This window comes from Kribbella sp. NPDC049584, from assembly GCF_040675555.1.
In the GTDB taxonomy this organism is placed as follows: Bacteria; Actinomycetota; Actinomycetes; order Propionibacteriales; family Kribbellaceae; genus Kribbella.
The window spans coordinates 1,102,323-1,115,116 of record NZ_JBFAPF010000001.1; the positions used below are offsets into that span (position 1 = coordinate 1,102,323).

Annotated in this window: 9 protein-coding genes; 1 reads left to right on the forward strand and 8 read right to left on the reverse strand. The window is 68.1% G+C overall.

Translation table 11 applies throughout. The features are described 5' to 3' along the window. Nucleotides 1-88: 88 nt before the first annotated feature. The 4 genes from AB0J62_RS05490 to AB0J62_RS05505 all read right to left on the reverse strand — a co-directional run bounded on the left by AB0J62_RS05490 (nucleotide 89) and on the right by AB0J62_RS05505 (nucleotide 4,374). Nucleotides 89-1,243, reverse strand: coding sequence for an alpha/beta hydrolase (locus AB0J62_RS05490; protein WP_363864715.1), 1,155 nt, complete (start codon nucleotides 1,241-1,243; stop codon nucleotides 89-91). Nucleotides 1,244-1,249: 6 nt separating this feature from the next. Continuing rightward, nucleotides 1,250-2,428, reverse strand: coding sequence for an alanine racemase (alr, locus tag AB0J62_RS05495; RefSeq protein ID WP_363864717.1), 1,179 nt, complete (start codon nucleotides 2,426-2,428; stop codon nucleotides 1,250-1,252). A gap of 15 nt (nucleotides 2,429-2,443) precedes the next feature. Then, a complete protein-coding gene (locus AB0J62_RS05500; protein ID WP_363864719.1) occupies nucleotides 2,444-3,085 on the reverse strand; it encodes an HAD-IA family hydrolase in 642 nt (213 codons plus the stop codon). A 68-nt stretch (nucleotides 3,086-3,153) separates the two neighbouring features. Next, the gene (locus tag AB0J62_RS05505; protein WP_363864721.1) at nucleotides 3,154-4,374 is read right to left on the reverse strand and encodes a hypothetical protein; all 1,221 of its coding nucleotides are present in this window, start codon (nucleotides 4,372-4,374) and stop codon (nucleotides 3,154-3,156) included. A gap of 222 nt (nucleotides 4,375-4,596) precedes the next feature. On the opposite strand from AB0J62_RS05505, the gene AB0J62_RS05510 reads away from it, so the two are divergent. Beyond that, nucleotides 4,597-5,373: an META domain-containing protein gene (locus AB0J62_RS05510; protein WP_363864723.1), complete on the forward strand. Its 777-nt coding sequence runs from the start codon at nucleotides 4,597-4,599 to the stop codon at nucleotides 5,371-5,373. Here the strand turns inward: AB0J62_RS05510 and AB0J62_RS05515 are convergent, their stop codons facing one another. The 4 genes from AB0J62_RS05515 to AB0J62_RS05530 all read right to left on the reverse strand — a co-directional run bounded on the left by AB0J62_RS05515 (nucleotide 5,374) and on the right by AB0J62_RS05530 (nucleotide 12,783). Then, complete coding sequence (locus tag AB0J62_RS05515; protein WP_363864725.1) at nucleotides 5,374-8,301, reverse strand: PIG-L family deacetylase; 2,928 nt, start codon at nucleotides 8,299-8,301, stop codon at nucleotides 5,374-5,376. 111 nt (nucleotides 8,302-8,412) lie between these two features. Continuing rightward, the gene (locus AB0J62_RS05520) at nucleotides 8,413-10,158 is read right to left on the reverse strand and encodes an ABC transporter ATP-binding protein (protein ID WP_363864727.1); all 1,746 of its coding nucleotides are present in this window, start codon (nucleotides 10,156-10,158) and stop codon (nucleotides 8,413-8,415) included. Further along, a complete protein-coding gene (locus tag AB0J62_RS05525; RefSeq protein WP_363864729.1) occupies nucleotides 10,155-11,906 on the reverse strand; it encodes an ABC transporter ATP-binding protein in 1,752 nt (583 codons plus the stop codon). The genes AB0J62_RS05520 and AB0J62_RS05525 overlap by 4 nt, the downstream gene beginning before the upstream one ends. Nucleotides 11,907-11,970: 64 nt before the next feature. After that, nucleotides 11,971-12,783, reverse strand: a complete 813-nt coding sequence (locus AB0J62_RS05530; protein ID WP_363864731.1) for an alpha/beta hydrolase — start codon at nucleotides 12,781-12,783, stop codon at nucleotides 11,971-11,973. Nucleotides 12,784-12,794: the final 11 nt, after the last annotated feature.

Genomic DNA, 12,794 nt, shown 5'->3' on the forward strand with positions numbered 1-12,794 from the left:
GCGAAGGTCTCGATGCGGGTTTCATCGTGGCCTTTGCACCCGTGCGGCGAGGTGCCGTGCCGAGTGCCCCGCAGTAGGCGTGAAGCCATCAGACACCCCCTAAAGATTGTTCGGCTCTCTCGATCATGCCAAGGAGGGCTGCGGTGAATTCACGGTGGTGCTCGATCAGGCCCAGGTGGCCGCAGTTCTTCACCTCGACGAGCTCGGCGCCGGGCACCCGGCGGACGATCTCCTCGGCATGCGCGAACGGCGTCAGATGGTCCTTGTCGCCGCCGATCACCACGCACTCGACCTTCTGCAGCGGCTCGAGGGCGTCGTACTTGTCGTGCAGCGCGAAGATCGGGTAGAACTCCGCGATCACCTCGATCGGCGTGGCCGCGATCATCTCGTTGACGAACTCGGTGAACGCCGGCGGCACCTCGGATCCGAACGAGTACTTCCGGGTCAGCAGGTAGCTGATGTCCGAGCCGGCCTTCCGGCTGCGCTCGACCACATCGGGGATCCGCGCCAGTGCGGCGACCGTCGGCGTCGCGAGCGACCGCGCGAGCATGCCGAGCTTGCCCGGGAACACGATCGGTACGCCGTCCAGCCCGCCCGCGCTGGTCGAGCACAGGCCGACGCCGATCACCCGGTCGCCGAAGAGCTCCGGGTGCTGCTCGGCCAGCGCCATGATCGTCATGCCGCCCATCGAGTGACCGATCAGGATCACCGGACCGGTCGGCGCGAACCGCTCGATGATCCCGTACAGGTCCATACCGAGCTGCTCGATGCTGACGTGCGACCTCGGCGACCGGCCGGACCGGCCGTGCGAACGCTGGTCGTAGAACACCATCGTGCCGATGCCGGCCAGGTCGCGGCGCTCGAAGTGCCAGGCGTCCATGTTCAGCCCGTAGCCGTGCGCGAAGATCACGGTCAGGTCCTCGGGCGGCAGCGGCAGCTTGCTGTGCTCATTCTTTCCCCGCCCCACCGCCCCGGTCAGGCCGAGTCGGCGCTTCGGCGGCGGAGCAGGCCGCCGGGAGCGCTTCAGCTCGTCCACCTCGACGTACAGCTCGACGCCGTCGTCGGCGGTGAAGATGTGCGGCGTACCGCGTTGTGAGCCGAACGGCTCGGCCTCGAGCTGTTTGCGCTGACCCGACCGCCGGCCGATGACGGTGCGCTCGACCGCGACGCCGGCGGCAGCTCCCGCTGCCAGCACTCCGACCGCGGCCCCGATCAGACCAGCAGTCCGTCCCGCTTTGGACATGCCGGTCTACCTTTCGACTGGGGCGGTGGGGCGGGGAAGGAATTCAGCAATGTCGACGTACCTGCGCGGAATCCGGGCGCCCAGGCGGGTGACGATCTCGTAATTGATGGTTCCGGCCGCGTCGGCCCAGTCGTCCGCCGTCGGCTCGCCCGACGTACCCGGACCGAACAGCACGACCTCGTCGCCCGCGGCGGCCTGGTCGTCCTCGAGGTTGACGACGCACTGATCCATGCAGATCCGGCCGACGACCGCACGACGTTGGCCGCCCACCTGGACCGGGGCTCCGTTCGACGCGTGCCGCGGGAGACCATCGCCGTACCCGAGCGGGATCAGGCCGAGGGTCGACGGACGCGGCGCGGTCCAGGTCAGGCCGTACGAGACACCTGCACCGGTCGGCACGCGCTTCACCATCGCGAGGCGCGCCTTCAACGTCAGCGCCGGCTTCAGCCCGAGCTCGACCGAGGGCAGCGCATGCCCGAACGGCGACAGGCCGTACGTCGCGACGCCGGGCCGGACCAGGTTGAAATGCGTGTCCGGCAGCGCGAGCGTCGCGCCGGAGTTGGCCAGGTGCTTGAACTCGGCGTCGATACCGAACGACTCCGCGACCTCGATCGCCTCGACGAAGGTCGCCAGTTGGGACTCGTTCGCCGGGCTCTTCGGCTCGTCGGACGACGCCAGATGCGACCAGATCCCCTTGACCTCGATCCGCCCGGCTGCCTGCTCGCGCACCGCGGCCCGGATCAACGCCGGCCACTCCTCGGGTACGGCGCCACCGCGCGACATGCCGGTGTCGATCTTGAGGTGTACGCGGGCGGGCCGATCCGTTACACCCGCCGCCAGCTCGTCGATCTCCCACGGCGCCCCCGCGGACAGGTCGATGCCGGCGTCGATCGCGTCGGTCAGCGGCTCGCCCGGCGTGGTCAGCCAGCAGAAGATCGGTCCGGTGTCACCGGCCTCGCGCAGCGCGAGTGCCTCCTCGAGTACTGCGGCGCCGATCCAGCCGGCGCCCGCCTCGCGGGCAGCGCGGGCGACCTGCACCATCCCGTGCCCGTAGCCATCGGCCTTGACCACGGTCATCACCTGCGCACCCTCAGCACGGGCACGCAGCGTGGTCACGTTGTGGCGGATCGCAGCCAGGTCCACGACCGCCTCGGCGCGGACCGGGTGTGACTGAGGAGTAGACATGGTTCTTCCAGTGTCTCAGGCGGCGTCGATCAGGTCGGCCAGGGCCGCCATGTTGTGGAAAACCGTGTCCGCATCGGAAAGTTTCGCCGGGTCGGTCATGCCGGCGTACCCGAACACCTTCATGCCCGCCGCGACGGCGGCGGCGACGCCGAGCGGGCTGTCCTCGATCACCAGGCAGTCGGCCGGCTTCACGCCCATCGAACCGGCCGCGTGCAGGAAGAGATCCGGCGCGGGCTTGCCGTGCGCAACGTCCTCGGCGCTGAAGATCCGCCCCTCGAACCGGTCCAGGAACCCGACCGCGGTCAACGCCGTACGGATCCGTTGATGGGTGCCGGACGAGGCCAGGCAGTAGGTGATGCCGCGGGCGTCCAGGTGATCGAGGACAGCCTCGACGCCCTCGATGGCCTGGAGCTGGGCGAACCCCTCGAAGAGCCGCTGGTGGTACCGGTCCTCGAGATCCGCCGGCAGCGGGTGCCCTAACTGCGCCTCGGTCTTCTGCCGCATCGAGGCCATCGAGCCGCCCATGAAGTCGCGCACGGTTTCCTCGAAGGTGTACGGCAGCCCCGCCTCCGTCAGCAGTTCGGCCAAGATCGTGTTGGCCAGCCGCTCGGAGTCCACCAGCACACCGTCGTTGTCGAAAATCACCAGTCCGATCACACCGGAAACCCTAAGCGGCCACCACGAGGTCGTGGTGGCCGCGGGGGTGCGCGAGAGCGAGCTGGGGGTCAGTTCTCCTGGATGGAGAAGTCGGTGAAGTTGAAGCGCTGCTTGGTGCCGCCGGTGGAGACGACCTCGACGCCGTAGTCGACCTGCCAGGTGGTCTGCTTCGGCGCCCAGCCGCGGGTCGCCATGTCGTTGAAGAAGCTGGCCAGCGGCATCGTGCCGGACTTCTGCGTCACCTGGGACACGTAGGCGGTGTAGCCGCTCTCGTGCCAGACGTCGTACTTGAAGCCGCCGAACGTCACGGTGCCGACCTTGTTGCCGGCCGGGGTCTGGCCCTTGTTGTCGGTCCAGATCATCAGCTCGTTGTTCAGGTCGTCACCGACCCAGATGTCGAACGCGACGTCGTAGACGCAGGCGGGGCAGTCGGCGGGCGTGCTCGCCGCGAACTTGGCCGACTGGATCTTCGACAGCGCGACGTTGTTGTAGTCCTTGTGCACGTTCGGGTACGCCTGGACGCCGTTGTCGCCCGGCTTCGGCTGGGTCACGTCGAGGAACCAGTTGTTGTAGTTGCAGGCGCTCAGCGTGTAGGTGCCGTTGTCGTTGTTCCACATGTTGTTGTGGACGTAGTACGCACCGAAGGTCCGGCCGTCACCCTGGTTGTTCGTCGAGGTGGTGACGAACGACGGGTTGGTGCAGGTCGCGCTCGGGCTACCGGTCGACGTGGGCGTCGTGCTCGGCGGGGACGACGGAGGCGACGTCGGAGGGGTCGACGTGGTCGGGGGCTTGGTCGGCGTCGTGGTGGTGTGCGTCGGTGTGGGGGAGCTCGTCGCCGGCGGCTGCGTGGGCGTCGACGTGCTGGTCGGGGCCGGCGTGGTCGGCTGCGACGCGACGGCGGCGAAGTCGTAGTGGACGGTGTACGTCAGCTTGGTGCCGGCCGGGTACTTCTGGCCGTCGTACCGCAGGGCGCGCAGCCGGTAGCTCTTGTCGGTGGTGCGGCTCGGGTCGATCGACACCATCGCGGGACCGGAAGCGGTCGCGGTGATCGCGACGGGCTTCTGGGTGAAACCGTGCAGGACAGTGCAGCCGGAGTACGCGTCGATGACACAGGTTTCGACGCGTCCGACGTTCGGGAGGGCAGTGACCGTGCTGTCCGCGGCGTTCGCGGTCGATACCGGCGAGTCCTTGGACGCGTGGACGGCGATCGGCACTGCGACCAGGCCGGCCACGGCGAGGAGGACCGCAGGCAGGATCACGCGGCTCCGGGCAGTTCGGATGGGGGGCATGCGAAGAGTTCCTTAGTGTGCTCGACGGGTCGCACTGTTGCCCCAGAACTCCAGCGCGGCCCTCAACTGTTCGATTGAATCCCCAGAGGGGCCGGTTTGTCCGGCCTTGTCGTGCTGTTCGCTCTCGCGTACGGCGGTGACGTTATCGAACCGTGATCAAGGCTGCCAACCCTGGGTCCCGATTTAACGCAACGCGAACGTGCGGACCAACGTCCTCTGGGTGTGAACAAACGGATGATCGCTCTCGCCGGAACCGTGCTTCTGCTGGCGGGCTGCGGCCAGAACCCGGCCACCGACGCCGGCGCCTCGCCCGTCGGCAAGACGTTCCTGTCCACCGCGGTCACCGAGGACGGGAAACCGAAGCAGCTCGCACCGAAGACCCGCGTCCGGCTGCAGTTCACCGACGACGGACGGCTGGTCGCGGACGCCGGCTGCAACTCGATGCAGTCGAAGGTGTCGACCTCGGACGGCAAGCTCACGCTCGACGGCGAGCTGGCATCGACCGCGATGGGCTGCCCCGGTCCGCAGCAGGGCCAGGACCAGTGGCTGGCCGGCATCATCAGCGCGAAGCCGACGTGGAAGCTCGACGGCAACAAGCTCGACCTCACCGCGGGCAGTACGACGATCTCCTTGACCGATCGGAAGGTCGCCGAGCCCGACCTCGCCGTCGACGGCACCAAGTGGGCGCTGACCTCGGTCATCACCGGCGAGACCGCCTCGCACCTGGCCGGATCCGAGAAGGCGTGGATCACCTTGAACGGCGAGCGTGTGACCGGTTCAACCGGTTGCAACGACTTCCAGGGCGTGGTCGCCCGGTCCACCGGCAAGCTCACCTTCGGCGAACTCGCCACCACTCGTCGGGCGTGCCCAGGCCAGCCCGCGGCACTGGAATCCCAACTGCTGAAGGGATTGAAGGGCGAGGTGACCTACCAGGTCACCGGCGCGGAACTGAGACTGCGTTCCGCGGCCGGCGGCCTGGACTTCACGGCGGTCCGCTGACTACGCGATGCGAATGTCGAAGGCCTGGACCTCGTTCTGCGTTGTTTCGTAGGAGACCAGGAGGTGGCCCTGGTTCATCAGCTGGGTGCGTTGGGCGGCGGTCAACGGGATCGTCCAGTGCTGGACGCCACGGGTGATTGCTTGCGTGGCCTGATTGACCAGGTGGCCGCTCATGTTCGGGGACCACGGTGGGGTGGCGCCGTCGGTGATGGCGCACGGGGTGAAGCCGTAGTCCGGTGGCGGATCGGTGGTACAGGACGTCGTCCAGACCGGGATCGCCGCGATTTGCCCGCTGGTCAGGAACGCCCGTGCGGTGCCCGAGCCCTTCGAAGAGGTGACGAGATCGACCCCGGTGGGGCGAACCTTGGTGGACAGGATCTTGAGGTCGTCGGTCGGGACACGGCCGGAGATCGGTACGCCGTTACGTGCGGACTGCGCGATCGTTTGCGGTGACAGCGCGCCGTTGAGATTCGGGTTCGAGACGTTCGGCGGCGTCGGTGTGGTCGGGCGACCGGCCGGCGGGGTGTAGCCGGGCAGCGTCGCCAGACCCCAGCGGTACGGATCGGACTGCACGGACCCGAGCGCCGACCATCCCAGCCGCGTGCTCATGTCGATGTGCCGCAACGTCGTCGTACCAGGTGCTGACGTGTCGTCGTTGTCGTACGGCGTGATGTTCAGGCCGAGCCGGGACGGATCGACGGCGGCCGGAAGATCCGCGAGCGGGATCTTCACCTCGAGGTCGTACCCGCCACCGGCGTACGCGTGCGGCACCGTCGTCTCGTTGCTGCCGACCCACTGCGCGGTCGACGCGACCTGGACGCCCGGCGCGTTGCCGGTGTCGAGGGCGCCGCTCGAGTAGCCCTGGTGGTTGTCCGCGTCGCGTTCCCAGCACGGTCCGCCGCTCTGGGTGAACGGGAAGATGCCGAGCTTGAAGGTGTTCGCGGTGTCCTTCAGCGCCTCGGAGGCATTGCCGCGCGGGTCGAGCAGGATCTCGACCGAGTCGGCCTGCCAGTGGCCCACGCATTCCGCCGGTGTCACGGCGTACGACTGGTAGTCGTCGCGGATGTGGATGAAGAAGAACAGCGCGTCGTCGGACCAGCTGACCTTCGCCGTACTGCCTTCTCCTGTTGACGAAACGCCGCAGTCGTCGACGCCGGTGCAGGTCGCCGCGCCCTGCCAGATACGGCCGAGGTCGAGGGTCTGACCGGGGTATTCGCCCGGTTCGGCTTTGCCGTCGACCACCGGCGTTGCCTGCGGGATGACGGTGGTCGGGACGAGCGTGAGTGTCAGCGTCTCGGTGCCGGTCGCGGTGTGGATCGGGATGCTGACGTTCTGGTTGGCGGGCAGGGTGGTGTCGGTGTTGGTCAGCTTGAACGTGACTGTCTGATCGGCTCCGGGCTGCACGGAGTACGGCTTGGACGCCGCGTCGACGGTGAAGTCTGCCGGCAGATCGAGCGACACCGCGCCGGTCTGCGGCTGCGTGGACCAGTTGTGGACGACGACCGGGATGTCGATCGTCTGGCCGATGCCCATCGACTGGATCGCCTGCGAACGGCCGAGGCGGTTGGCCTGCGGGGCAGTGTTCTGCAGCCACTGGTCGTACTCCGCCCAGTTGCCCCAGCGCTGGAAGCGTCCCTCGGCGGCGGCCACGATCCGGACGACGTTGTCGGTGTAGCCGGTCGCGTGCTTGGTCGTGTAGATCGCGGAGATCTTGGCGTTCTGGTCGACCGTCGCGTTGGCGGCCGGGGTCACCGTGAACGTCAGGTCGGCGGACGGCTTCTCCTTCACCTGCTGCGGACCGCTGACCGACCAGCCGGCCGGCACCGTCAACGCAACGTTGCCCTTGGCAAGCTTTCCGCTCGGCGCCTTGAGGTGGACGGTCGCCTGGAACGGCTCGCCGGCGACGTTGTAGAAGCGGCTGAACGTGATGTACTCGAGAGTTCCGAGCGGGAGTCCGCCCGGATCCGGCTTCTTCGCGCCGAACAGGATCGCATCGTCGCGACCGGCCGCGGCGTTGCTGTTCGGCTGGAACGGTACGAACGACTCGGTCATGCCGAACCGCGGGCACGCCGGGACCGAGACGCCCTTGTACATCACGCGGCTTTGCGTCGGGTACGCCGCGCGTCCCTCGTCGGCCACCTGCTGCCAGATCTTCGGCGTACCGGCGGTCTGTGCCTGCGAGTTGCCGGCCGGCCAGGTGTACGGCGAGTTGTAGCCGGTCCACACGCCCGCGACGGTGTCGACACCGGTCGGGGTGAATCCGGTGGTGCAGTTCGCGGCTGTCGTCGTACCGCCCGTGCCCGTTGTGCTGCCGCCGGAGAAGACCTTCTTGACCTGCCAGGTGCTGAGCGCGTGCGGACCCGTGAGCTGCTCCGGGAACATGTTCGGGTCGGCGGCGGCGAGCACGCCTTCCCAGATCAGCCGGCCGGCCTGCTGGTGGTTGCCGTGACCGGCGGCCAGCGTCGGCGTGAAGCCGATGTAGATCTCCGGCTGCGTCTCGCGAATCACGCGGGTAACTCGTCGGAGCGTCTCCTGCTCGTCCCAGAAGTACTGCGTCAGCGGCGCGCTCTGGTTGTAGAAGAAGTCGATCCGGTCGAGGTTGAAGATGTCGACGGTGCCGGAGCGGTAGTGCGCGACGCGGTCCTCGTTCTCCCGGCGCAGACCGAGATCAGGCCCGAGCTCGTTGCCGGCCGCGTTCCCGCCACCCTCGCCGCGGGTCACCTGGATCACGCCACACTTCACGCCGTACAACTGATGCCACACCCCGCACGGCCCGATGATGCTCGTGTCGTCATCGGGATGGGCCCACTCCCCCATCACGTCGATCTTCGTCTGACGATCGGCCACATAAGGCCGCGCCGTGGCAACCGCCGGAACCGGCAGCACCGCAAGCAGGACAAGAACCAAAAACCCCACAAGTCGCTTCACGTGCACACTCCAAAGGCGGCGGAGGCACTAGCAGAACCAGTCCTACGTCCGACCCACCCACCCGCGCAACAGGAATCGCGCGCCCGGGTCCGTTGACCACTTGCGGAATGTTCAGTTTTCGGTGTGCCAGGTTTGCCAGAGTTGGCCGTAGGGGCCGTTGGCGGTGACCAGTTGGTGGTGGGTGCCGAGTTCTACTAGTTCGCCTGCCTCCATGACAGCGATTCGGTCGGCGTCGTGGGCGGTTTGCAGGCGGTGGGCGATGGCGATGACCGTGCGGCCTCGCAGTACAGCGGCCAGCGACTGTTCGGTTCGGCGGGCTGTTTTGGGGTCCAGGAGGGAGGTGGCTTCGTCGAGGATGACGGTGTGGGGATCGGCCAGGACCACTCGGGCCAGCGAGAGCTGCTGGGCGCTGGCGTCGTCGAGCTTCGTGTCCTCGCCGAGCTCGGTGTCCAGGCCGTGTGGGAGGTCGTTCCACCAGGTGGCGCCGACGGCGGTCAGCGCGGCGTACAGCTCGTCGTCCGTTGCGTTCGGCTTTGCGATCAGCAGGTTGTCGCGGACGGTGTCGTGGAAGACGTGATGATCCTGAGTGATCAGGACGACGTGCTCGCGCAGCTGGTCCGGCGGCAGGTCGGCAACCGGCGTACCGCCGATCGTCACCGACCCGAGGTGCGGACGGTCGAGACCGGCGAGCAGCCGCGCGAGGGTTGACTTGCCGGCTCCGGACGTGCCGACGATAGCCAGGCGTTCACCGGGCTGCACGACCAGATCGATTCCATGCAGTACGTCGCGGGCGCCCGTGTAGCTGTAATGCGCGTTGTCGACCCGAATACGGTCACCGGCGGCGCTCTCGACCCGCGGCGTCAGCTCGGCCCGCGGGATGTCCGCGAGGCCTTCAACGCGCGCGTACGACGCTCCGGCGCCCTGCAGCTGTTCGATCCAGAGCATCAGCGTGTCCAGCGGGCCGACCAGTTGGCGCAGGTACACCGTGGCGGTCACCACAACGCCGAGGCTGACCAGCTCATGGAGGTAGAGGGCGCCGCCGATCAGAAGGACTCCGACCACCGGCAGCGCCAGCGCGACCTCGGACCAAGGGAACAGAACGGTCCGCAGCCACAATGCCGCCAGGCGGGCCGACCGGGCGTGGGTAATGGAGGCTTCGGTGGCCTCCGTACGGCGGCGTTCCAGTCCGAGGAGCTCGACCGTACGGGCGCCCTTCGCAGTACTGGCGACGACATCCGCCATCTCCGCACCGGTTGCGGCAACCGCCAGGTAGACCGGTCGGGCGCGTCTCACGTACCAGCGCACCGCGGCCCCAACCCCGAGCAAGCACACGAGCCCGCACAACCCGAGCCGCACGTCGAGGACCAGCACCGCGACGATGAGGAAGAGAGCGTGGACGCTGGCCACGAGGACCTCGGGCACAGCGGATCGCAGCGTCACCGCGACGAGGGACGCGTCCGTGCTCCCGCGGGCGATCAGGTCGCCGGCCGGAAGGTGGTCCGCAACTCGCGGAGGCAGCGCCAAAGTCCGCTGCAAGAAGCGCTCTCGTACCCGCGCCGCCGTACGCTCACCGAACCGATAGCCGATCTTAAGCGCCCACCACGCCAGCACCGTCTGTACGACGGTGAACACCAGCGCACCGAACGCGAGTCGATCCACCGCGCTGAGCACGTCACCGGAGCCGGCCCGGATCGTGTCGATGATTCGGCCGAGCAGCCACGGACCGACCAGACCTGCCGCGGCGGCGAGCCCGTTCACCAGGACGACCCCGACGACAGAACGGCGGTCCGCGCCCAGGTCACGGATCAAGGCAGCGCGTACTTCGGCCGGCCCAGCGATTGGCAGCTGCGTACTCACTGGGCATCACCCTGAGCCCGCGACACGAGGTCGCGATAGTAGGGATCGCTGCGCAACAGGTCCGCGTGTGTCCCGGCTGACGACACCTTGCCGTCGACCAGGACGATGACGTCGTCAGCGCGGTCCAGTACGAGCGGCGACGTCGTCGTGATGACCGTTGTCGTATCGCGCCTGACCTCGCGGATGCGGTCGATCATCGCCGCTTCGGTGTTCGCGTCGACCGCGGAGGTCGGTTCGACCGCGAGCAGTACGTCGGGCATTGCGTAGACAGCGCGAGCGAGCCGGATCCGTTGCCGTTGGCCACCGGACAGATCGCTGCCGCCGGCGGCGATCGTCGCATCCAGACCCCCGGGGAGTGCCTCGACAATGTCCTCGGCGACGGCGACGCGGAGCGCCGTACGAATCCGCTCGTCGTCCGGATCGATGCGCCCGGCAACAACATCGCGAACTGTTCCGGCGAACACCTCGGCATCGTTGTCGGCAACAACTAAACGGCGCCTGAACTCCTCGCGCGCGGACTCGTCGATCTCCATACCTGCTTGGGAATCGGTGTGCACCTGCCCGAGTCGCTCGATCACGGCAATTGCCTCCGCCGGGCGTGCGGTGACCAAGGCGGTCAGAGCGCCAGGCCTGATGACTACTCCCGACTCCGGGTCCGCCAGCGGGACGGTGCCGATCGATGCCGGATCGCCGTCGTTGCGTTTGGCAACTGGCAGGTTGAGCAGGTTGATGATTCGTTGCCCCGCCACCCGAGCGCGGGCGATGTCTCCGGCACCCTCGATGAAGAACGACACGGGTACGACCAGCACCGCGACGTACCCGTAGACGGCGACAACATCGCCGATCGTGATCGCTCCGGTCGCAGCCATGCGCGCCGACAGCCACACGACGGCGGCAAGGAAAAGCGCCGGCAGACCGGTCGACAATGCGACGACCCAACTGGTGGGCCCGGCGACCCGGTAGCCGCGTCGTACCAATCGCTGCGACTGGTCTTGATACCGCTCGGCGACGAACTGCTTGCCGCCGAGGCCGTTGAGGACGCGGAGTCCCGCAAGTACGTCGACAAGGCGGACTGTCAATCGTCCTTGGTGTACGCGATATTCGCCGCCCGTGCGTTCGATGCGCTGTAGGAACGGGCCTACTGCGAGGGCGAGCAGCGGTACGCCGGCGAGGACCACGGCAGCCAACAAGGGGTTGATGGTGAACAGGACGACGGCGACGACGGCGTACGCGATGACCGCGCCGACGCCGGGGCCGGTGACGGTCAGTGCCATCGCGACCGTGTACACGTCGGCGATTCCGACGGTCACGACCTCTCCGGCGCTTACCCGCTTCGCCAACGAGGCACCCAAGCGGCTCGTGTGCCAGACCGTGGCGCGGACCGACCGGAACGACGCGTCCATCCGGATCTTGGTCATCGTCCGATGTCGCGCGATCCCCAGCAGCGCGTTGAGCACGCTGACCGCGAGCAGGAGCAGAGCCCAGCCGACGAGGGCGGAGGGATCGCGCGCCACAAGTCCGTCGTCAACGGCGCGGGAAAGGACCCACGGCGGCACGGTCAAGCCGACTGTCCAACACGTGCCCAGCACCGCGCCCAACACGATCCGCCGGCCCTGCGAGCGAGTCAGCCAGTAGAGGAAACGCAGCGGACTCGCCAGATCGGTTGCGGTCGGCGGGACCCACGTCTCGTTCATCCGGTCCAGCCACGCACGGACGGCCGCCCCTCGGCGCCCACGGTCGCTGGCCATGCCCCAGATCCTTCCAGCAATACCGAACCAACTGCGACTTTGTGAGTGGCTTCACAAAGGCAGGTCAGCTGTGCTGGCGAAGGAAGGAGGTGAGTTCGGCGACGTACTGCGGGCGCTTGTCGCGGCGGACCGAATGGCCTGCGCCGGCGATGTGCGCGGCCTGGAACTCGCCGGCCGCGGCTTGGGCGCAGCGCTCGGCGTACTCGGTGGAGATCAGCCCGCCGCGCTCAGGGTCCCCGTGGATCAGCAGTACCGGGCAGGTGATCTCGGCCAGCAGGTCGGTCAGCGGCTGCGGGTCGCGATACGGCAGCTCGAACAGCTGCGGATTGACTTGCCCCTTCGACACGGCCCAGGGCTCGAGCTCATCCTCGGCCCAGTCGGGGTCCGCCGCTCGACCCCGCGCAATCCGCGCCGGCACCTCGAGCGCCCGCACCTCCGCAAGCCAATCCGGCATAATCATCGGCCTCTCCTGCCTCTCGCCGGTCGGCGGCTGCTGGTTGGCGGTTGGTGGACCGGTTGGTGGGTCTTCCAGGACGACTGCGCGGACCAGGTCGGGTCTCGCGGCGGCCAGGTAGGCGGCTGCCATCGCGCCCATCGAGTGCCCGACCACAATCACCCCGGCGTCCGATGGCTGGTTCGACAGCACGAGCGCGGCGTCGTCGCGATGTGCGGTGTAGCTGACGGGCTCCTCCGGAAGCCCGGACTCGCCGTGCCCGCGCGCGTCGATCGCCAGCGCCCGGATCCCCGCCATCGCTCCGATCAGTGGCTCCCAGCACTGCGCGGAGTCGGAGAACCCGTGCAGAAAGGCAACCTCAGCCGCCCCCTCATCAGTCCGGTACCACGCCAGATGGCCAGTCCTGCCTCGCACGCTGAACATGCTTGCGGACG